Annotated in this window: 19 protein-coding genes and 1 pseudogene; 12 read left to right on the top strand and 8 right to left on the bottom strand. The window is 41.7% G+C overall.

Annotated elements, in window-relative coordinates; all coding sequences use genetic code 11:
• The first annotated feature begins 40 nt into the window (after positions 1–40).
• Complete coding sequence (locus ACEYW6_RS23430; protein ID WP_412981641.1) at positions 41–1,252, top strand: RNA-guided endonuclease InsQ/TnpB family protein; 1,212 nt, start codon at positions 41–43, stop codon at positions 1,250–1,252.
• Between the two features lie 195 nt (positions 1,253–1,447).
• Here the strand turns inward: ACEYW6_RS23430 and ACEYW6_RS23425 are convergent, their stop codons facing one another.
• Positions 1,448–3,541, bottom strand: coding sequence for a prolyl oligopeptidase family serine peptidase (locus ACEYW6_RS23425; protein WP_412981640.1), 2,094 nt, complete (start codon positions 3,539–3,541; stop codon positions 1,448–1,450).
• A gap of 53 nt (positions 3,542–3,594) precedes the next feature.
• Here ACEYW6_RS23425 and ACEYW6_RS23420 point away from each other — a divergent pair.
• Positions 3,595–3,885 (top strand): annotated as a pseudogene (locus tag ACEYW6_RS23420) (zinc ribbon domain-containing protein); the annotation flags it as partial.
• A 340-nt stretch (positions 3,886–4,225) separates the two neighbouring features.
• Here the strand turns inward: ACEYW6_RS23420 and ACEYW6_RS23415 are convergent.
• The gene (locus ACEYW6_RS23415) at positions 4,226–4,441 is read right to left on the bottom strand and encodes a DUF2839 domain-containing protein (RefSeq protein WP_190894802.1); all 216 of its coding nucleotides are present in this window, start codon (positions 4,439–4,441) and stop codon (positions 4,226–4,228) included.
• Between the two features lie 125 nt (positions 4,442–4,566).
• Positions 4,567–6,114, bottom strand: a complete 1,548-nt coding sequence (locus tag ACEYW6_RS23410; RefSeq protein WP_412981639.1) for a helicase C-terminal domain-containing protein — start codon at positions 6,112–6,114, stop codon at positions 4,567–4,569.
• 139 nt (positions 6,115–6,253) lie between these two features.
• Here ACEYW6_RS23410 and ACEYW6_RS23405 point away from each other — a divergent pair, with 139 nt between their 5' ends.
• From ACEYW6_RS23405 to nblB, 3 genes are all read left to right on the top strand, one after another.
• Positions 6,254–7,216, top strand: coding sequence for a M48 family metallopeptidase (locus ACEYW6_RS23405; RefSeq protein ID WP_196512365.1), 963 nt, complete (start codon positions 6,254–6,256; stop codon positions 7,214–7,216).
• A gap of 243 nt (positions 7,217–7,459) precedes the next feature.
• The gene (locus ACEYW6_RS23400) at positions 7,460–7,924 is read left to right on the top strand and encodes a CBS domain-containing protein (protein WP_190894799.1); all 465 of its coding nucleotides are present in this window, start codon (positions 7,460–7,462) and stop codon (positions 7,922–7,924) included.
• Positions 7,925–8,016: 92 nt separating this feature from the next.
• Positions 8,017–8,682, top strand: a complete 666-nt coding sequence (gene nblB / locus ACEYW6_RS23395; RefSeq protein WP_412981638.1) for a phycobilisome degradation protein NblB — start codon at positions 8,017–8,019, stop codon at positions 8,680–8,682.
• Between the two features lie 155 nt (positions 8,683–8,837).
• Here the strand turns inward: nblB and ACEYW6_RS23390 are convergent, their stop codons facing one another.
• Entirely contained in the window at positions 8,838–9,497 is a 660-nt protein-coding gene (locus ACEYW6_RS23390) for a PEP-CTERM sorting domain-containing protein (RefSeq protein WP_412981637.1), read from the bottom strand.
• 429 nt (positions 9,498–9,926) lie between these two features.
• The gene (locus tag ACEYW6_RS23385) at positions 9,927–10,445 is read right to left on the bottom strand and encodes a DUF456 domain-containing protein (protein WP_190894796.1); all 519 of its coding nucleotides are present in this window, start codon (positions 10,443–10,445) and stop codon (positions 9,927–9,929) included.
• Positions 10,446–10,832: 387 nt separating this feature from the next.
• On the opposite strand from ACEYW6_RS23385, the gene ACEYW6_RS23380 reads away from it, so the two are divergent.
• A complete protein-coding gene (locus ACEYW6_RS23380) occupies positions 10,833–11,747 on the top strand; it encodes a M48 family metallopeptidase (protein ID WP_412981636.1) in 915 nt (304 codons plus the stop codon).
• Between the two features lie 178 nt (positions 11,748–11,925).
• Here the strand turns inward: ACEYW6_RS23380 and ACEYW6_RS23375 are convergent, their stop codons facing one another.
• Together ACEYW6_RS23375 and rpaB are read right to left on the bottom strand one after the other, a co-directional pair.
• Complete coding sequence (locus tag ACEYW6_RS23375; protein WP_412981635.1) at positions 11,926–12,570, bottom strand: cofactor assembly of complex C subunit B; 645 nt, start codon at positions 12,568–12,570, stop codon at positions 11,926–11,928.
• Positions 12,571–12,665: 95 nt separating this feature from the next.
• A complete protein-coding gene (gene rpaB / locus ACEYW6_RS23370) occupies positions 12,666–13,394 on the bottom strand; it encodes a response regulator transcription factor RpaB (RefSeq protein WP_190894793.1) in 729 nt (242 codons plus the stop codon).
• Positions 13,395–13,564: 170 nt separating this feature from the next.
• Between rpaB and radA the strand changes: the two genes are divergently transcribed.
• The 4 genes from radA to ACEYW6_RS23350 all read left to right on the top strand — a co-directional run bounded on the left by radA (position 13,565) and on the right by ACEYW6_RS23350 (position 17,559).
• Positions 13,565–15,091 carry a DNA repair protein RadA gene (gene radA, locus ACEYW6_RS23365; protein WP_190894792.1) on the top strand — a complete coding sequence of 509 codons (1,527 nt, stop codon included), beginning with the start codon at positions 13,565–13,567 and terminating at the stop codon, positions 15,089–15,091.
• A gap of 351 nt (positions 15,092–15,442) precedes the next feature.
• Positions 15,443–15,625: a hypothetical protein gene (locus tag ACEYW6_RS23360; RefSeq protein WP_412981634.1), complete on the top strand. Its 183-nt coding sequence runs from the start codon at positions 15,443–15,445 to the stop codon at positions 15,623–15,625.
• A 4-nt stretch (positions 15,626–15,629) separates the two neighbouring features.
• Positions 15,630–15,728 (top strand): hypothetical protein, encoded by a 99-nt coding sequence (locus ACEYW6_RS23355; RefSeq protein WP_412981633.1) that lies wholly within the window; start codon positions 15,630–15,632, stop codon positions 15,726–15,728.
• A 580-nt stretch (positions 15,729–16,308) separates the two neighbouring features.
• Positions 16,309–17,559: a protein kinase domain-containing protein gene (locus ACEYW6_RS23350; RefSeq protein ID WP_412981632.1), complete on the top strand. Its 1,251-nt coding sequence runs from the start codon at positions 16,309–16,311 to the stop codon at positions 17,557–17,559.
• Between the two features lie 159 nt (positions 17,560–17,718).
• Here ACEYW6_RS23350 and ACEYW6_RS23345 read toward each other — a convergent pair whose 3' ends face one another.
• Positions 17,719–18,627 (bottom strand): DUF3365 domain-containing protein, encoded by a 909-nt coding sequence (locus ACEYW6_RS23345; protein WP_190894790.1) that lies wholly within the window; start codon positions 18,625–18,627, stop codon positions 17,719–17,721.
• A 289-nt stretch (positions 18,628–18,916) separates the two neighbouring features.
• Between ACEYW6_RS23345 and ACEYW6_RS23340 the strand changes: the two genes are divergently transcribed.
• On the top strand, positions 18,917–20,815 hold the full coding sequence (locus tag ACEYW6_RS23340; protein WP_412981631.1) for a protein kinase domain-containing protein: 1,899 nt from the start codon (positions 18,917–18,919) through the stop codon (positions 20,813–20,815).
• Between the two features lie 134 nt (positions 20,816–20,949).
• Complete coding sequence (locus ACEYW6_RS23335) at positions 20,950–21,843, top strand: SDH family Clp fold serine proteinase (RefSeq protein ID WP_412981630.1); 894 nt, start codon at positions 20,950–20,952, stop codon at positions 21,841–21,843.
• Positions 21,844–21,853: the final 10 nt, after the last annotated feature.

Here is a 21,853-nt window from a genome sequence, read left to right as displayed (position 1 = left end):
GTAAGCAGTATATTACCATAAGTTTCTCAATGCTGTATTGATGTTAGACGTACTGAAGGTCAGAATTTACCCAAACAAAGAACAGGAAATACCCCTAGCTAAAAGCTTCGGATGTTCCCGTTTTATTTGGAATTTCTACCTTAATAAAACTAATAATCAGTACGAAGAAACTGGTAAGGGAATGACTTACTGCCAGATGGCTAAAGACCTTACTCAGTTGAAGAAACTAGCTGATTTTGAATGGTTGCAAGAACCAACTGCTGCTGTTCTACAACAGTCACTAAAAAACCTGGAATCTGCGTTTAAAAACTTTTTTGCAAAACGTACAGGATTCCCAAAATTCAAAAGCAAGCATTCTAAACAGTCAATCCGATTTCCTGAAAGCTGTTCAATCAAAGATGGCGGATTAAAGCTACCTAAACTCGGTATTGTTAAAGCTAGTCTCTCAAAGAATATTAATGGCAAGATTAAATCTGTGACTGTTTCTAAAACAAGTACAGACAAATATTTTGCAGCAATATTATTTGAAACTGGAGATTTAACAAACGCTAAGGAAGGAAAAATATCAGGAATTGATTTAGGATTAACCAGTTTAATAACTGTATTTGACGGTGAAAGCTGTTATAAAGTTGACCCCATCAAACCCACTAGAAAATATGCCAAACGACTGCGAATTAGACAGAAAGCTTTATCTCGTAAAGTAAAGGGGTCTAGCAATAGATATAAAGCAATTAAAGTAGTTGCTAAAGTTCACGAAAAAATATCAAATACAAGACAAGACTTTCTCCATAAACTCTCACGAAATTTAGTTGATGATAACCAAGTCATAGTAACTGAGAACCTTTGTATTAAAGGGTTGACACGCACCAAATTGGCTAAGTCAATACATGATGCTGGTTTTGGCATGCTGCTTAATTTCATTAGTTACAAACTAGAGAGAGAGGGAGGTAAATTTGTTCAAGTTGACAGATTCTTTCCTAGTTCAAAGCTTTGTTCATGCTGCGATCATAAGAATGACTCGTTGAATTTAAGTGTCCGTGAGTGGATTTGTTCAAGTTGCCAAACAACCCATGATAGGGATGAAAATACCTCACGAAACTTGAGAGAAGAAGGCATAAAAATACTGTCAACAAATACGGTAGGACATACCGAACTTCAAGCTTGTGGAGAAGCAGTAAGACTCGTTGGTACTTGTACCCAAAAGCGTGTTTCTGAGAAGCAAGAATCTCCCGCTAACCGCTTTGCGGTGTAGCGGTCAGAGTGTCAATTCGCCAATTCTAGATAAAATTAATCAACAGCACATTACAAAAATACTTGAAAGTGTAGAAAAAGATAGTGAAAGAGATTGAGCTAGCTTATGGAAATAATGTAACGTGCGCCTCCGTTGGAGACTCACGTTAATGTAGTGCGTTACACTGCGTTAACGCACTCACAAATAAATTAACCCTTAAACTTCACCATTCAAAGTACGCACCAAAAAAGCCCATTTGTCTGCGGCTTCTTCGATAATTTTAGCTGTGGGTTTACCTGCACCATGTCCTGCCTTAGTCTCAATTCTAATTAACACTGGCGCATCACCTGCGTGAGCCTCTTGCAAAGCTGCGGCAAATTTGAAACTATGAGCAGGGACAACGCGATCGTCATGATCGGCTGTGGTAATTAAGGTTGCTGGGTAAGCTGTATCTGGTTTGAGATTCTGCAATGGCGAATAGGCATAGAGTGCAGGAAATTCCTCTGGATTGTCCGGGGAACCATATTCGGAAGTCCAAGCCCAACCAATGGTGAATTTGTGGAAGCGCAACATATCCATCACGCCGACTGCTGGTAAAGCTGCACCAAACAAATCGGGACGTTGCGTCATACAAGCACCCACCAATAAACCGCCGTTACTACCACCTGCGATCGCTAGCTTATCAGTCTTAGTATACTTATTAGCAATTAACCACTCAGCTGCACCAATAAAGTCATCAAAGACATTCTGCTTTTTATCCTTCATTCCTGCTTGATGCCATTCTTCGCCGTATTCTCCACCGCCGCGTATATTGGGCATAGCATAGACACCACCCATCTCCATCCACACCAACAGACTCACAGAAAAGCCAGGTGTCATTGAGGTATTAAAACCACCATAAGCATAGAGATAAGTGGGGTTATTTCCATCTAATTTAATACCCTTTTTGTGCGTAATAAACATGGGTACTCTAGTACCATCTTTGCTCTGATAAAAAACCTGTTTTGTCTCATAATCGTTAGGATTAAAATCTACCTCTGGCTGGCGAAAAACAGTACTTTTACCAGTTATCATATCGTAGCGATAGATAGTTCCTGGTGTAGTGAAACTGGTGTAACTATAAAAAGTTTCGGTATCATGACGCTTACCACCGAAACCACCTGCTGAACCGAGTCCAGGTAGTTCTACTTCTCGAATAAATGCACCTTTGAGGTCAAAAATTTTAATTTGGCTGTGAGCATCTTTGAGGTAATCAGCAACAAATTGGTTATTGAGTATCCCGACACTTTCCAATGTTTCTGCTGATTGGGGAATGATTTCTCGCCAATTTTCCTTGGCAGGATTTTTCGTGTCAATCGCAATAACTCTTCCCCGTGGTGCATTTAAATCTGTGCGAAAATAAAACACGCTATCATCATTGTCGATAAAGCTGTAATCTGCCTCAAACTGGTTAATTAGCTCTAAGACTTCAGCATTAGGGTTAGTCAAATCTTTGGAGAAAACCAAATTTTTGGAGTCAGTACCCAGCCAAACTGAAATTATTAGATAGCATCCATCTTCAGTAACACCGCCACTAAAACCCCATTCTTTTTGGTCAGGACGATGATAAATCAGTACATCTTCTGACTGGGGTTGACCTAATTGATGATAGTAGAGCTTTTGATAATAGTTAACATCTTCTAATTGAGTTTTTTCATTTGGCTCATCGTAGCGACTGTAGAAAAAACCTTGATTATCATGTGTCCACGACGCACCAGAAAATTTAATCCATTTCAACTGGTCTTGTAGGTCTTCACCAGTTTCGACATCCCGGACTTTCCACTCTTGCCAATCAGAACCAGAGGCGGATAAACCATATGCTAAAAGTTTAGCATCCTCGCTAATAGATAATCCTGAAAGAGCAACAGTGCCATCTTCTGAAAGTTTATTTGGGTCGAGTAAAACTTTGGGTTTGTCGTCTAGGCTTTTCAGAGTGTAGAGGACACTTTGATTTTGCAGTCCGTCATTTTTAAAATAAAAGTAGCGTTCGGTAGAACTATCTTGCAAAGATTCACCTTCTTTAAAAGGGATACCATATTTTTCATAATCCCAAAGTTTGGTGAGGCGCTGTTTAATTTTTTCCCTGGTAGGAATTTCACTCAAGTAGCCAAAAGTAATTTGATTTTGTGCCTCAATCCAAGTCCTTGTTTCTTCAGAGTCAGGATCTTCTAACCAACGATAAGGATCTGCGATTAAAGTACCGTGGTAGTTATCGACTTGATTGTTCTTGTGACTGGATGGGTAAGTGAGGGATTTTTTAGAGGAGTTCATAATCTCAGGTCAAAAGTGCTTCTTTACCGAAAGATTGGGTCTAAAGCCCTGTGCAAGTATTTGGTGTGGCAACCGTTGCTGTTCCACCTCACTACACTAGCCAGAACTGCTCTAACTGGGGGGAAGTCGTCAAGAAGTCTTTGAGTACAAGAACTCATAAATGTCTTGAATGTGGGCTTGTGCTAGATAGAGACTGGAACGCTGCTCGGAACATACTTGAGATTGGACTTCGTACCGTGGGGCACACGGGAACGCTCAACGCCTCTGGAGACATCGACCTCTGCATTGGTGGGGAAACTCCTCAATGTAAGCCGAGTCGTGGAAAGAGGAAACCCAAAGAGTGATCTTTGGAATCACCGTGGCTTTAGCCCGGTGAGGATGTCAAATACTACAAAGATAGACCCAAGACATTGAGCATAGACTGAGTAAAAGTATTTTGTTTTAGAGGCAAAGCGCGTTCGCTTTTAGCGTCTCGTAGAGAAAAAAGCGAAAAATGCGGTCTTGAGGAAACCCTAAGAGGAGCAATTTTTCAAGACAAATAGGACTTACGCATGAGTACCGGAAAAACACAGAAGTATTCGCAAAGCGTCTTGTAGAGAAGCGGCTGGTTGCAGACTACCACAGAGACACAGAGAACACGGAGTAATAAGAGATTGAGAGAGTTTTTGCGTAAGTCCTCAGGATTTAGGAGACTATTTGCCACCAACCGAATGCTGGGCCAATAAAACGGATAGTTGCCCATCCAATAACCATAAGGCCAATGCCTATCCAGGCACCACGAGTAGTCCAACTAACAAATAGTTCGGCTTGATTTTTTGTGATGGGAAGCCAAGGCAAGATCCGAGTCTCTTGACCGTATGTTTCCCCTAGTGTGGTTTTACGACGCTTTGCTTCACCCATAATCAGCAACTCAAATTTTACTTAGGTTCTAAATTTATCTTGCCAGGAATAATGGCTACACAAAGGTGATGAATGGCATCACCTTCATAAAATGTAAATTGAGCATAGGGCATTGACAAATTGCTTTAGGCAGAATTTTCTTCATCGGTATTAGAAAACAGACTGGGATCGAGATAGTTAATGCGTGCCAGAGGACTTAAGGCGGCAAGAATTTGAGCGCCGTAGCTGCGGTTAACTACACGACTATCAAGTAAAGCAACAATGCCTTGACTTTCTCGCACTGGAGCGATCGCTCTTTGTAATTCATTCAAGGCAGCCGGCAACAAATATAACCGAAACCAATCTTGATGCGATCGCTTATAACGAGCTACCCTACCAGCTACCAGGGGATTTTCTAAAGATGGTAGCGGCAAAGTAGCAATAATTAACAAATGAGGTGCAGGCAAGACTCGTTGATGTTCTCGCCAAAATTCCCAACCGCTAATCAAAATACCATTTTCATCTAAACAAGTTTTTTCTACTTGCACCCGCGAACCAAACTCTGAGGCCAGAATTGCCGCAACTTGAGACTTAAGTGGCACATCCCCCACCAAGATAACCGTTAATCCCGGTGCTGTAGCACTTAGACAAACCAGTGTGCGGACTTTGTGAATAAATGCCGCTTGAAATTCTGGCGTGTTAGGTAGGGGCAACTTATAAGGTACATACAGTTGAATTGCTTCTGCTTGACTCTCCGAAGAGAACTTCAAGCAAGTTAAATCGTCCAAACCCAGGCGCTGTCGGAAAAGAGGAGCCTCAGTTTCCGGTTCGATAGCGCTACCAATTAAAACTACTGGTTGTCGCTGCCAAATAGGCGAGAGGATTTCCCCTAATTCCATTGGGGCATAGTGTAAAGAAAATAAACCTTGTCGATGGGCAATTATCGCCCAGAAGAGAGGAGAGGGAGAAAGATTTTCATCAAGGCTTTGAAATTGCTGCCAGAAATTTTTCCAATTATCTGGGAGGTTGGCTTGATCTAAAGCCAAATACAGACGACTCAAAATTTCTATTTCTGGCTGGGAAATTAGATAACACTCATAGGGATTAGCTGGATGCTGAAAAAGCTCGTATGCCAGTTGTATCCGTGCTTCGCTAATTGCCTCAGCTTGGTTTGGGCAAGCCAGCATGAGTTGATCCCAATCATGGGGTTGAATATCTTGGGTAAGTTGATGACGCACCCAATCTTCGAGATCATCTACTCCATCAATAATCGTGGGAATGCCTTGGGGAAAGCGATCGCCACCAGCAAATTGTCCTTTTAACCAAGCTTCTGGGGAGGTCAACAGTAGCCCTTGGAACTCAGCACCAGGCCAAGCGTCACCTGTTCTAATCGATTTATTGGCTGGTAGCCACTGCTGTAGACGGGGAATTTCCACCCGCAGCAGAAGTTGCTGCACCGCTTCTTGAGCAACAATAATTACAGGGCCATGCCACATTAGGGCTGATGCTACGAAACTGGTACGATACCGCCCTTGATAGCCACAAACTGCCCCTACTTGAATGAGGGCGCTACGTCCCAGGCGCAAGGCGCGTGCTACCAACCGTGCCATCGTCAAATGATGGGGCCAGGAAGGGAACCCCGCCTGCGATCGCAAAAAGTTATGTAGTGAAAAATGAACTTCTGCCTCAATCACACGCTTTTAATTCCATACAAAGTGACTTTTACTTCCAATTGCCCCATTTCTATTATGTTGTTCTTTGTCATTGGTCATTTGTCCTTTGTTTTTGATCAATGACCAATGACTCATGACTAATCACCCAATACCCTGAATTATGCCAACTTACACAGGAATTTCCAGCGAAGCCTTCAGGCATCCACTAGATCGCCAAGCCGAGCAAGCTTTACGAAATTTACCAGGATTTGATTTAATCGCTCGTAAATTTGTGGAATTTATCTACGAACGCCCTCAGTTAGTCTATCTAATGGGTAACACCATCCAAGTCGGGCCGCGTCAATATTCCACTATTTACCAGATGTTTCGGGAATGCGTCCGAGATTTGGACATTTACCCAGAACCGACACTGTTTGTCTCGCAAAATCCCCAAGCAAATAGCTATGCGCTGGGGCAAGAGAATCCTTACATAGTCATAAATACAGGGATACTAGACTTACTAGACGAAGCCGAGATTCGGGTGGTGCTAGCCCATGAACTGGGGCATATTAAATGTGGTCATACTATTTTAATTCAAATGGCGATGTGGGCGATGAGTGCTGCTTCCGCCTTGGGAGAATTGACCTTCGGTCTCGGTAATATTGTCACACAAGGTTTGATTTATGCCTTTTTTGAGTGGCGGCGTAAAGCCGAGTTATCGTCAGATCGTGCCGCACTACTAGTGATGGATGACTTGAATCCTGTGATGACAACGATGATGAAACTTTCTGGCGGTAGTAACAAATATGCCAACGAATGTAGTTTACAAGAGTTTATCAAGCAGTCAGAAAATTATCAGGCACTGGATGAAGATGGACTAAATCAGATATATAAATTTTTGATCTACAATGGCGCTCAGGGTACGATGTTGAGCCATCCCTTCCCAGTGGAACGCTTGCATTACTTACGGGCGTGGGCAGTATCAGAAGAATACCAGCAAATTCGCCGAGGAAATTATCAGCGATCGCCTGCTTCAGGATCAGTAAATGTTGCAGCAGAATCTTCTGCAAATGAAACAGAAACTTTGCGCCGGCAAATTGAAGAATTACAACGCGAAATCGACAGAATGAAAAGGTCTGAGTAAATTCTTTTAGGGTTGCGTTGGACAAGCCTTTTTGAGGGGAGCCACTTGCTGATAAGGGAAATCCTTATCAGCAAGTGGGTTGCTGGGATCTTTCGGGGTAAAATATCACTAACCCAAGCATATTGTGGCAAAGACTATTTTTAGCCGTAGTTTACAAGTAACAATCTATTAATTGCATCAGGTTGAGTCCCGCAATTTTCTACAATAAGCGCAGGGACTTTGATTAAAGGTGTCAGTAAATAAATGCCTAAAACCGTTGCCGATGTGATGAGCCGCGATCCAATTGTCGTTCGGGCAGAAACTCCACTCAAGGAAGCTATCCAAATTCTCGCAGAACGCCACATCAGCGGATTACCTGTTGTGGATAATGTCGGTAAATTGGTGGGTATTATCTCCGAAACCGATTTGATGTGGCAAGAAACTGGTGTGACTCCACCTGCATACATTATGTTTCTTGATAGCGTTATCTATTTAAAAAATCCTGCTACATATGAACGTGACTTGCATAAGGCACTAGGACAAACCGTTGGGGAGGTGATGAGTAAAAACCCGATCACTATTTCCCCTGACAAAACTTTAAGGGAAGCCGCTACAATCATGCACGATCGCAAGGTTCACCGCTTGCCAGTACTTGAGGGCACGGGTCAAGTAATTGGTATCCTCACTCGTGGTGATATTATTCGGGCAATGGCAGCAAGTCAAGATTAGTCAGTAGTCATTAGTCATTAGTCAAGAGTTTTTTGACCCTTGAGTGTTGACTCATGCTGTTTTTTACACATTTGAAAATCAAGGATAACTAAATGAGTATTACTCCGGAGTCTGTTAAGCAATTGCTCAGTTCTGAGGATTTAGGCGATCGCTTACGTGCAGTAAATCAAATCCGGGAACTGGAACCTGCGATCGCCTTTGAATTGATTCAAACTGCTATTGGTGATCCCAATTCCCGTGTCCGTTACTCAGCAGTGAGTCAAATGGATACATTGGGAGCACAAGATTTACAGTTATCCTTGGATATTTTGCGCGATCGCTTGCTTCATGACTCCGAAGTAGATGTACAAGCGGCAGCAGCAGACTGTTTGGGTGCGCTTAAGTTACATGAAGCTTTTGAAGATTTGCAGCAGCTTTATCATACAACTGGTGAATGGCTAATACAATTCAGTATTATTGCTACATTAGGAGAGTTAGGCGATCCACGAGCCTTTGAACTACTCAAAGAGGCACTCTCATCAGAAAACGAATTAGTCCAAACTGCTGCTATTAGTTCTTTGGGTGACTTGGGAGATTTACAAGCAGTTCCCCTGTTGGCTCCCTATGCTAACAATCCAGATTGGCAAATTCGTTACAGACTTGTACAAGCCTTGGCTCGTTTGGGTAGTGCAGAAGCCAAATCTATATTAGAAACTCTAGCTGATGATGAAATGGAAGCGATCGCAACTGAAGCTAAAAATTCTTTGCAGTCAGTTTAAGGCTATCTTAGGTTAAGAAAAGTCATTCTTAAATAGATTTGTCTGATGATAAAAAAATTTCGACCTAGTTGGAAAAATGTTGCATTCCAGCTAAATCGAATAGATAAATTAGAGTTACTTTTAGTTTCTAAAAGTAACTTTTTTCTATTGAGGGTCTATTGAACGAAACTTTTACGTCGGCGAGACATAGCCATTACTGCACCGACTGCACCCAAGCCTAGTAATGCAGCTGGTTCAGGAACTGTACTTACCGCAAATCCTGTGAAACTTCCATAAACTGTTTGACCTCCCTCATAAGCTACTTTTGCATTAGTGTAACTTCCATCTAAAGGATTGTCTTTAATAGCAAAAGTGATATATCCTTCTGCTTTACTTCCATCCTCAAAGAGTCCTTTGAAACCTAAGTTTATATCTATTCCTCCAGGTTGGAGTTTGACATCTGCTGGAGCGATACTGGTCAAACTAAGCAGTTTTGTTCCGTCCAAAAGACCAACATCAATAAACGCAGAAGGTGAAGTAAATGGATTTATTTGGAAGCTTTTGATAAAACCTTTAGAATTAAGAATATTTGCAAAATCTCCTGTCCGCTGTGTAAGTGCAATTGATCCGTTATTGGGAATGAAGTTTACAAAGTTTTTGCTAAGAGCGACTTCAGTTAGCTCACCAGAAGAGTTGGCATCATAAGGTTGGTAGTTAAATGAACCAATATATGCTTGTGCAGAACCAGCAAAGCTAAACATCCCAGCAGTAGCTAAGGGGAGTGCAGCAGCAACAGCTAAAGTTGCATTTAGTAATGTAGATTTAAAACCAATCATTGTTGTTTGAAGCTCCTAGTAATAACCTTAAATCAAAGCAATTGCTTTACTTTTAATCTCAGTAATTTATGGAAAATACTGTCAGTGAAAGCGAAACTTGCGTGATGTATTTCTTATCTCCATAAAATCACATATATCCAAGGCCCGCAAGATTTACTTAGTTAGCTTCATCACATCTTTAATTAGTTTGTCATCTTCATAAAATTTTAATTACTTGTATAACTAGTCTTCGTATCTTTTTCATTCTATAGGGTTGAACAAGGGCTGGGAGTGAGGGCAGAACCTTGAAACAAAGGAGATTTTCCCTCAAGTTGAAACCAATGTACAGATCACACTCCTACCTATGTAGAGGAATCAGATTTTATTTTGGTAATGATTACGTACACTTAAAGTAAGAGGTGATTAATCTTTCTCTATTACCTGAAAATGCTAAGAGCCAAAGACCTGTGGCCAAGTTGTCACAACAAAAACTACAACGGCTGCGATCGCTAACAACCCTTGAATCAAATTTCCAACCAAAGACCCAACTACAATTCCTATGCCCGCCTTAACCGCCAACCGGAATTCACGTCGGTAAAGATACTCACCAATAATTGCTCCCAAAAGTGGCCCTAGTAAAATACCTAACAGTGGGCCGCCAAAAGGCAAGGTTGGCAATAATCCCAAAAAACCCACTACCAAACCAACAATTGCGCCAATTTGCCCCCACTTGCTAGCTCCAGCTTGTTTTGCTCCTACATAGCTAGCTAAAAAATCCACTCCGACACTGAGCACTAAAACTATAATTGTCACAATTAATGGAATCTTGATAGCTGCAAAAGAACTACTAACGATTCCCCAGACGATAATTGCAATTAAAATTAAGCTGCTACCAGGAATGGCAGGAACTACAGCACCGATGATACCCACAAACATTACAGCAAGTAATAGCCAATAAATAATTTGCATAGATAGAATTGTAAATTTCTAAATTTCTGAGTCAGTTAGTCATTATTAGGGGTGCACAGCTAGTTGTGCGCCCCCATTGCATATTGTATCTGGGCGAGATACTGAAAAATGCTGAGATTTCAACCTGAACCAAATATAATTTTCTAGTTCAATCTGCTAAAATCTCTCTCTAGATCGCTCTTGGCTCGTCTTGGGAAATGTCGGTTGTGGGGACTAATTAAGTTGCTGGACAGATGCGATTTACACTGTTAAAAAAACTGAACAGCAAGCGCCTTACCTGCGGTTTGTTTATTACCCAAAACTCTAACCACAGGCGTAGTGAAAGCACAAGCCGTTCGTACTAAGTAACTGAACTTCCCAAACACTCCAAGACAAAGTTTAAAACCAATGACGAGAAAAATTTTAACTGGACTGAGTTCAGCAACCTACGAACACCCTTTTGATCGCAAAGCCTTGGCTTCTTTGCAAAATATGCCTGGTGTCTCTTTGCTACTTAAAAAAATTAACGAATACGGCATCGATCGCTTACTCAGACTGCAAAGCCTTGGTAGTGAAATCAGAATTTCATCCCGTAATTTTCCCCAACTACATGAGACATTTGTAGAAACCTGCCAAATTCTTGATGTTACTCCACTTCCTGAACTGTATCTGTTTCAAGGTACAGGTCACATTGAAACTTACATTGTTGGGGTAGAAAAACCCCTTGTCGGTATAAATTTAGATGGAATGGAGTGGCTTGACGCAGATGAGTTGCTTTACGTTTTCGGACACGAAATCGCTCGCATCAAGAGTCAGCATATGGTTTATCACCAAATGGCAATTGTTATGCCAACTTTGAAAAATTTGTTGAGCAGTACCACATTGGGTGTCGGTGGCTTGGTAGCTAGCGGAATGGAACTGGGTTTGTATAATTGGCGGATGATGGCTAGGTTTACTGCTGATCGGGCTGCAATGCTTGCTTGCCAGGATATTGACGTAGCAACCACTACACTGATGAAACTGGCAGGTTTACCAGATGAGTACTTGACTCCTGCTGTAATCGAAGATTTCCTTGTCCAAGCCCGTGAGTTTGCATCTAATAGCTTTGATACTGTTGATAAGGTCACTAAAGTATTAAGCTATACAGAACCTGGGCTTTCCTGGGTAGTTATGCGGGCTGGCGAGTTATTGAAATGGGTTGATTCAGGAGAATATGAGAATGTAATTCAACAGAAAAATTTAAAGACACCGGAAGATCCGGAAGCAAAAGAAGTAAATGCACCAGAAGAGAAGGAAGGGTGGAATTTTTTGACTTCTTGGTAACTTAATAATTCGTAATTCGTAATTCGTAATTCGTAATTAACTAGATGGCATTTCTTGATGTAGAGAGGTACAGCTTAACCTCACTCCAAGCTGTGCTTTATCTCCCCTCTCCTTATCCTTCGTAAGGAAAGGGGCTGGGGGTGAGGTTTTGACATGTACTTTATGCATCTGGGAAACACTATAAAGTCGAGCTAAGAGTAACTGCTAATTTATCAGCAATTCCTGCAATCCAGTTTTCATCTTGTTTGGTGTAACTGCGAGGAGCATTCGCGCCCAAAATTAGGGCACCTTGGTTACCAATAGGTTGACAAATGACACCTTGAGTATTCTCTGGTAAATAATCAAATTCAAGCCTACCTGGATATATTTTTAGAGCAACTAGATAAATCGGCTTTTGTTTTTCGAGTACCTGTTTTAAGATTACTCCTGGTACAACCTCAGATTTAGTACCCAGAATCCCGCGACGCAACAAAACTTTACCTTGATAAAAAACCACCAGCGATCGCGTTACCGTATTAGTCAACAATAAATGAGATGCCCAGGCTAGTTCTGTTTTAACGGTATCTGGTAAATCTGCTGCTAGTACAAAACCTTCTTCTCCAATTAGTTCTACAGTATCAGGCGATCGCGGCTGAACTTGCTGCCAAATTAAACCCGTCAAAATTAACACTGCACTCAAAATTACACCCAGCACATCACCACGCGATTGAGACTGGGTTAATTCCGGTGTTAATAAACGGTTAATCAGCAAAAGCACAGCGCCTAGCCCACCCACGACAATGGGTAGGCGCCGCAAAACTCGATTAGGATCAGGTTTAGTCATCCTTGGAAAAAGTTATGAGTTATAAGTAAGTTATTAGTTATGAGTTGAAGAAAGTTTTTAACTCCTCGCTTCTAACTCCTCACTCCTAACTATTTTCATTCCTCCCCTGGTTCAATAATTCGCTGGAAAAGATAACCAGTACCTCGTGCTGTAAGAATCAATTCTGGGTTGCTAGGATCATCTTCTAACTTTGCCCGCAAACGAGATATATGCACATCCACAACGCGGGTATCAACATGGCGCTCTGGTGTGTAACCCCAAACTTCCTGCAAAATTTCTGAACGAGAAAAAGCTTCTCCAGAGCGACTGACTAACAACTCTAACAAGCTGAACTCCATACCCGTCAATCGAATCCGCTCATCGCCTTTGTAGACTTGTCGCTTATTCGTATCGATTTTAATATTAGCGACATGGATTACTCCAGAACTGGGAATGCCAGTTCCACCGGTTTTGTCTACCCGCCGCAACACCGAGCGAATTCTAGCTTCTAGCTCTTTGGGGGAAAATGGTTTAACTACGTAGTCATCAGCACCCAATTCTAGCCCGGTGATGCGATCGGCTACATCCCCCAAGGCTGTTAGCATAATAATGGGGACATCTGATTCTTTTCGTAGTTCTTGACATACACCATAGCCGTCTAGCTTTGGCATCATTACATCCAAAACCACCAGATCAGGATCAGTTTTGCGAAAAGTTTCTAAAGCTTCTTCCCCATCGCCAGCCGTCACAACATCGTAGCCAATCATGGAAAGGCGCGTTTCCAAAATCCGGCGAATGCTGGCCTCGTCGTCTACCACCAAGATTTTTTCTTTATGGCTTTCCAAGTTTCTCTATGCTCCTTCACTAAAAATTTACATGATTAATTTTTAATACCATAATATTAAGATATCATTCCATCAATTGATTTGGAAAAAGCTCCAAATACTACTATTATTGGTTTTTAGTTTTTTTCAAGAATTAAGTAAATATTAAGATTATTTAATAAGATTTAAGAATGGCAAAGCCAAAAACCTTTTACGTTTGTAACGAATGTGGAGCAGAATCGCCCCAGTGGTTTGGTAAATGTCCAGCTTGCGGCACTTACAATTCTCTAGAAGAACAAATTTCTATTCAGTCCTCAGTAGATGTACCCAGCCGGGGAGGAGTGAGTAGTTGGCAATCAACTCAAACCAATGGCAAATCTCATGCTAAACCAGCTAAAGCACGAGCCTCTTTAACATTTGACCAAATTACTGATCGTCAAATTGCCCGCTGGGAGTCTGGTTATGAAGAATTGGATCGAGTGCTTGGGGGCGGAGTTGTCCCTGGCTCTATGGTGCTGATTGGTGGTGATCCGGGTATCGGTAAATCGACTTTATTATTGCAAGTATCAAATCAATTGGCACAGAAATATCGCATCCTTTACGTAACTGGTGAAGAATCAGGACAACAAGTAAAATTAAGAGCTTCCCGTTTGGGAGTATCAAAAACCCTAAGTGTGGTGAATGAGGAGAAGGTAGCAGTAGTAGTAGATACTACACTTCCTATAGACCCTGACAGTATAGGTGCAGATTTATATGTACTGCCAGAAACAGATTTAGAAGAAATTTTACGGGAAATAGACTCTCTCAAGCCAAACGTGGCGGTTATTGATAGTATCCAAACGGTGTTTTTTCCGGCGCTGACTTCTGCGCCAGGTTCGGTGGCTCAGGTACGGGAATGTACGGCAGCATTGATGAAAGTGGCGAAGCACGAAGATGTCACTATGCTGATTGTGGGACACGTCACCAAAGAAGGAGCGATCGCCGGGCCAAAAGTCTTAGAACATTTAGTGGATACGGTGTTGTATTTTGAAGGCGATCGCTTTGCCTCCCATAGGTTATTACGCACAGTAAAAAATCGCTTCGGCGCAACTCACGAAATCGGCATCTTTGAAATGGTGGCAGATGGATTGCGAGAAGTCTCCAACCCCTCAGAGCTATTTTTAGGCAACCGTGACGATCCCGCTCCTGGTACTGCTATTGTCGTTGCTTGCGAAGGAACTCGCCCGATAGTTGTGGAATTGCAAGCTTTGGTTAGTCCCACCAGTTATCCCTCGCCTCGTCGGGCTGCTACTGGTATAGATTATAACCGTTTGGTGCAAATTCTCGCCGTCTTAGAAAAACGGGTGGGAATTCCCATGTCCAAGTTAGATTCTTACGTTGCTTCAGCGGGTGGGTTAAATGTGGAAGAACCAGCGGTAGATTTAGGAATTGCGATCGCGATCGTAGCTAGTTTCCGCGATCGCATAGTTGATCCCGGTACAGTATTAATCGGTGAAGTTGGGTTAGGCGGACAAGTGCGATCGGTTTCCCAAATGGAACTGCGATTGAAAGAAGCTGCTAAATTGGGATTTAAACGAGCGATCGTGCCAAAAGGGACAAAATTTCCCGACTTGAATATTGAGATATTACCAGTCTCTAAAGTAATAGATGCGATTATTGCCGCCATCCCCCATCAGGAACTAACAGCAGACGATTTAGAACCTGATGAAGATGAGTAAACAATAGCCTCCTTTTTTAAGGGTGTTGGGAGGATCTAAATAGCAGCACAATTGCGGGCGGCGGGGATTGAGCCAGAAGTGTGATGAAATGTTTTAGGAAAAATTGAAAGCCACTGATCCCCGGCTTGTTTGACAAGTCGGGGATCTTATTTCTCACAAATGATTAAGTAGGGCTGAATACCAGTTGTTAGGTAAGACGAGGGTTTAACAACTGCGATCGCCATAATTTTATTAGGATTGAATATACTGCCGATTGTAGACTCTATCAGAATTGCTAAAAATCTACCTTGCCAAAAACTGAGATTTATGGGTTGTAAAAATAAAATATCAGTAAAACTACGGTTTTGACCAATGGCGTGGAATCCAGGGCAGCAATTGTTTGGCGATCGCTACATTCTCGAAAGAGAATTGGGTAGGGACGGAATTGGCATTACCTACCTCGCTAGACCTTCATCCTTAATCGGCAGTATCAGAATAGAAAAGCTGGATAAATTTCACCTGTTCAAAACAAGTAGAAACAATTCAAGTCAGTGACGAAATGAATGTAGATATTGCTCCTGATGGCACAATTTATGGAATTGAATTGCTCAATGCTAACCACCAATTAGGTGCTGATGAACTAGATGAATTATTGTAGCTTCAGGGTGTTTTCTGATATGCAGCATCATTTTCTGCTGTTGAGGAATCACCTGTCCTGAAAACTTTGATAACCGATGCCGAAGCAGCTATATCATAATGATATTGGCTCTAGAAAGGTTAATTTTTGAGAGCGATCGCATATTCGGCACTGGAAATACATATAATAATTTCTTTGGCAAGTCTATAGCAACCTCAGTTTTTGTGAAAAACTATGAAATCACGCTATATCCTTGCTGTTCCAAAGCTCAGTGCCAATTGAGTTACTAGGGGTAAGATGTGGTTCATCTGCGAATCCAAAAAGCGATGCCCAAAGCAGTCGCAGATATTACCGCAGACACTGGTCATGTTCCGGCTGCTAAAATACCTAAATATAAGTAGTCTTAGAGAACTACCCAGTTGAAAATTGTCTATTTGGTCACACAAGACCGTCAAAAGATTGTAGAAAAGTGTATTTCCTTGTGTTGATAGTGGTGTTAATCTCAATTTTAGGGATGTTATAAGCCTTTATCTGCTAGAGTTTCTGACTTTCAGCAAACTAAATAATCTATCAACAATAAAATCGCTAGGAGTGCGATGAGATGTCACAGTCCCCTATGACAAGACCAGAAATAGCTGCTGGAACTCTAATCGATAACCGCTATATTATCCAAAAACTTCTGGGACAAGGAGGATTGGGGCGAACTTACTTGGCGTTTGATACTCGCCGCTTTAATGAAGCTTGTGTTCTCAAGGAGTTTGCACCCATTAGCACAGGGGAGAGTGGACTAGAACAATATCGCAACTTATTTAAAAGAGAGGCAAAAATTCTTCATCAATTGCAACATCCTCAAATTCCTAAGTTTTTGGCTTGCTTTGAAGGAGATGGTCGGCTATTTCTAGTACAAGAGTATGTTGATGGTAAAACATATTCGAGGCTGCTGGGAGAACTTCAACGTCAAGGAAGGAATTTTTCTGAAGAGGAAGTTATACAGTGGCTAAAGAATCTGCTTCCTGTTTTGGAATATGTCCATCAGCACAACATCATCCATCGAGATATTTCTCCTGACAACATCATGTTACCTGATGGTAAGTATCTGCCAGTGCTGATTGATTTCGGTGTAGGCAAGCAAATTGCTGACATGAATGAAGGGAGAAGTTCCAACCACCAGGTGACCTTTGTTGGCAAAATGTCTCTTGTCGGCAAAGTGGGATATGCTCCCCGCGAACAGATTAGCTTGGGTTTATGTTCCCCCTCTAGTGACCTTTATGCTTTGGGAGTAACAGCTATTGTACTACTCACAGGTAGAGATCCATCCTTACTAATGGATCAGTACTCCTTAGAATGGAACTGGCGTTATTATACTTACGTCACTGATAATTTTGCTCAAGTACTTGATTGTATGTTGGCAGACAGGCCTAACAAACGATACCAAACAGCTAGGGAAGTTCTCATAGATTTAGAGCGGATTGGAGAACCACAAGTGGTAATGTCTCCTGCAATCATGGTTGATGATTTGCCTCCCACGGTATTTAATCCTGAATTTCAGGCTATGTCGGCAATATCGCAGTCATACAACCAACCTGGAGAAACAATTTTTAGTTCACCTAGTTCACCTTTTAGTCCACAAACTGGGCGAATTGAACAACAAGAACCTTCACTCCAACCAGCATTTATCAAACATTGTCAGCAAGAGTTAGCCTACTACATTGGCCCAATGGCAAATCTGATTATAGAAGAAATATTAGCTCAAAATCCTTATATTTCACCTGAACAATTTGTTGAACTCATAGCCATAGAAATTCCTGATTTTCAAGCAGCTTTTGAATTCAAAAAAACCTTATTCTCATAGAGATTTTGACCACCATTAATTTAGAGATAATTTTGAATTGTTGAACTAAATCTAAAATTTTAAGTTAAGAGCAACTAAGCGCAGCCAGTTTTATGGTGGGGTCTAAATCTCTGTTACAGAACTGAATTACGAATTACGAATTACGAATTACGAATCATTTTACTCCCCTGTACCTCCCTGAGTGCGTTTGATTCTTTTCATTGCCATTTCTAAACTTAATTGCATCCGTTTAAAGGCTTTAGCTAAATTACCGATTTCATCATTAGACATCTGCTCAAATTCAACTTCCATATGTCCGGTACTAACTTCTTCGGCTATGCGAGTCATGCGTTTGAGAGGCATAACAACTTGTCTATTCAAGAAAAAGTTGACTAGCAAGATAGTCGCTATAAAAATAGTTGATACAATTAAGATAATTAGTAAGGAAGACTGATTAGCTTTGTTGATAACATTATTCGCAGGTACTGATATAATTTGAGCGCCGACAATTTCATTCAACTTCCACCCAAATCCATTAGCTGTACCATAAAGACTAATCATACTTGGAGGTGCAGCTTCAGGTACACTATGACACTTCAGACAGCTTGCTTCAGAAATTGGGAGTGGACGAGCAATATAAAAGATGTCCCCACCAGGAATTGAGCGAAATCCACTCACTTCTTTAAGGTCTGGTTTATTTCTGAATCTTTCTACAATTTCAGTCTCAAAACCGTCAGCCTTATCCCGAAGATTTGTGGGATTGAGAGTTGCTTCTTTATAAAAGAAATCACGGTAATCTGTTGTTTTCCGTAAAATCTCAAAGACCTCCCTTGCTGAGTATGCAGGCACACTTTGCGGTAAAAATTCAGTTTCCAATTTATCAGCTAGCTCTGGATTCACTTGAGTACTGGTGTATTTACGAACAGAACTCATGGTTTCCATGAGCATAAGACCTGTTGAGCTAATATCTTGTTTAGCATTCTCTCTGAGCAGAGAAGAAAGAGCAAACCCACTCAAGCTCAGACCGAATGTCAGAATTACCAATAGCAAAATTGTAAACTTTTGTTTCAAATTCAGATTTTTTAGCATAATTTTAGATTACCTACAAGTCAAATTATTATGAATAAATATGGCAAAAGTCACCGTTTACTCTACCATGAGCAATCAACTCTCATTTGGTATAAAGGCATAGTTTAGCTAAAACTATTAGGGTATACCTAACCTTATATTAGTAATTATTGAGGTTAATAAACATGTTCTCTAAGTAACTAAGTTCCAAAAAGCTACAACAGCAAAACAAAATTGAATTTCCAAAAATTCGTATTGGCTGTTCTGATCCCGTGCCAAAATAAATACCAGCAATTGTCAAATACTACTAATGGTGTGGAATGCAGGAAAGTCTTTATTCGGTGGACGCTACATTATTGAAAGCCAACTAGGCGAAGGCGGAATTGGCATTACTTATCTTGCTAGAAATCAACGGAATCAACTGCGAGTGATAAAAACCCTCAAAGAAGAAATCCTGAATCACCCCGCCTGGATACTCCACCGAAACAAGTTACGGCAAGACTTCCGTGATGAAGCAGTTCGGCTTGCTGTGTGTCACCATCCTCATATAGTACAGATAGAAACTATCTTCGATGAGGGAAATTTGCCTTGCATGGTAATGGAGTACATCGAAGGCGAAGACTTAGGACAGCACCTGAGACGCATGGGGGTGCTATCAGAAGCAGAAGCTTTGCTCTACATTAGGCAAATTGGCGATGCTTTGACGCTAATTCACTCTAAAGGCTTGCTGCATCGGGATCTCAAACCACGCAACATCATGATCCGCATTGATAAATCAGAAGCAGTGCTGATAGACTTTGGTATCGCTAGAGAATTTATTCCCAATATGATCCAAAGGCATACAGTGTATCGTACTCCTGGTTTTGCCCCACCTGAACAGTATGAATCAGAAGCGCCACGAGGAGAGTACATTGATATCTACGCCTTAGCTGCTACATTGTATAATTTGCTAACCGCAGTTATACCGACAAGTGCTGATGATAGACGTCACAATGTTAATTTAGAACCACCACAATATTTTAATCCTAAGATCAGCGATAGGGTAAATCAGGCTATTATGTGCGGCATGGATCTGGAGTCAACCTATCGTCCCCAATCTGTGCAGGAGTGGTTGGATTTATTGGGCCCTGATACTGGCGAGAACATAGCACCAATATCATCCACTTTGGTAATAACGCCTAGACTTAAACCACCTCCACCTGTTGTAGTTGTATTAGATCAGCAGAACTGGCAATGCGTACAGACCCTCAGAGGTCATTCTAGTATGGTTCATGCGATCGCCATTAGCTCAGACGGACAATTGATTGCTAGTGGCAGTAATGACCATACTATTAAACTTTGGCAATTGGGTACTGGCAAGCTAGTGCGTCAACTGGGTCGTTGGTCTTCTGGTCATTCCAGTATGGTTCATTCTGTAGCTTTTAGCCCAATCTCCTCAAAGCTTTCTTATCAAGGTGAGTCAGGCAAATCTGCGAGAACCGCAGACCTGAACTGGGGAATTTTGGCTAGCGGTAGTTGGGATAACACCATCAAATTGTGGGATGTAAACACAGGCAAAGAAATTCGTACTCTCATTGCTCATGCTAACTGGGTGAATTCCGTTGCTTTTAGTCCAGATGGCAAGTTTCTGGCTAGTGGTAGTGCTGACTGCACAATTAAACTGTGGCAAGTACACACAGGTATAGAAATCCAAAGTTTCATAGGTCATTCTGACTCAGTTTCGTCAGTCGCCTACTCTCCGAGAACACCTGCAACGAATAGCAAAGATAGACAGCTTGTAGCTAGTGGCAGTAATGATTACACCATTAAACTATGGCAAGTCTACACAGGTAGAAACATCTCCACATTATTGGGTCATTCCTTCTTCGTTAACTGTATTGCATTCAGCCAGGATGGGGAAATTATCGCCAGTGGCAGTGGTGACAACACCATTAAACTGTGGCATGTAAACACAGGCAGAGAAATTCGTACTCTCATAGGTCATTCTGATTCAGTTTGGTCAGTTGCCTTTAGCAAAGATGGGCAATTTCTCGCTAGTGGTAGTTGGGACAACACTATCAAACTGTGGCATTTACACAGTGGGAGAGAAATCAGCACACTTACAGGGCATTCCAACTATGTTAGATGCGTCGCCTTCAGTCCCGATGGACAAACCCTAGTTAGCGGTGGTGATGACGATACTATAAAGATTTGGCGACGGGGATCATAAATAATTCGTAATTCGTAATTCATAATATTTTTACTTAGTATGGTTCTGTAGTTTTAAACCTACAGATAGAACTGTGATCGCCCAAAAATTGTAACAATAATGACGACAACCGTTATTTTTGAGCAATAGATTATATGGGCTTTGGTATTGGTGATTTATTCTGGATTTTTCTCCTTCTGACTTCTTTGCAACCCCTTTGGCAAAAACGTCAAATAGAATATCGGCGCTTGCGTGCTTTACAACAATTCCAGCAGGAACGCAAAAGTCGGGTGATTTTACTGATTCACCGCCAAGAGTCTATTAGCTTATTGGGAATTCCCTTATCTCGCTACATTACTATCGAAGACTCAGAACAGATACTGCGAGCAATTCGCCTCACACCCCCAGATGTGCCGATTGACTTAATTTTGCACACTCCTGGTGGTTTGGTTTTAGCTACAGAACAAATCGCCAGAGCATTAATTCGCCACCAGGCAAAAGTCACAGTCTTTGTACCTCACTATGCTATGAGTGGCGGTACCATGCTTGCCCTCGCCTCTGATGAAATTATTATGGATGCTAATGCTGTCTTAGGTCCAGTTGATCCCCAATTAGGTAATTACCCAGCAGCAAGTATCCTAAAAGTAGTCGAAGATAAACCCATCAGTGAGATTGATGACCAAACTCTCATTATGGCCGATCTCTCACGCAAAGCAATACAGCAGGTACAGAGATTTGTACGGACTCTGCTTAAAGACAGTATACCCAAACAAAAAATTTTGCCAGAAAATATCGAATCGATTATCGAAGCCTTGACAACCGGGCGCGTAACCCACGACTATCCCATCACTATTGAAGAAGCAACAGAAATGGGGCTGCCCGTAACCGTCGGACTGCCCCATTCTATTTATGATCTCATGGATTTGTACCCACAGCCACAAGGAGGGCGACCCACCGTTCAGTACATTCCTATGCCTTATAACGACCGCCGTCCAATTCTACCTACACCCAAGGGCAGACCCTTAGAAGAACCAAATCAGATGACTTGAGGGAGTTTGA

Origin of the sequence: Nostoc sp. UIC 10607, assembly GCF_047228265.1 — a bacterium.
Lineage (GTDB): Bacteria > Cyanobacteriota > Cyanobacteriia > Cyanobacteriales > Nostocaceae > Nostoc > Nostoc foliaceum_A.
Note: the sequence above shows the minus strand (reverse complement) of the source record. Positions and strands in the feature narration are given on the sequence as shown.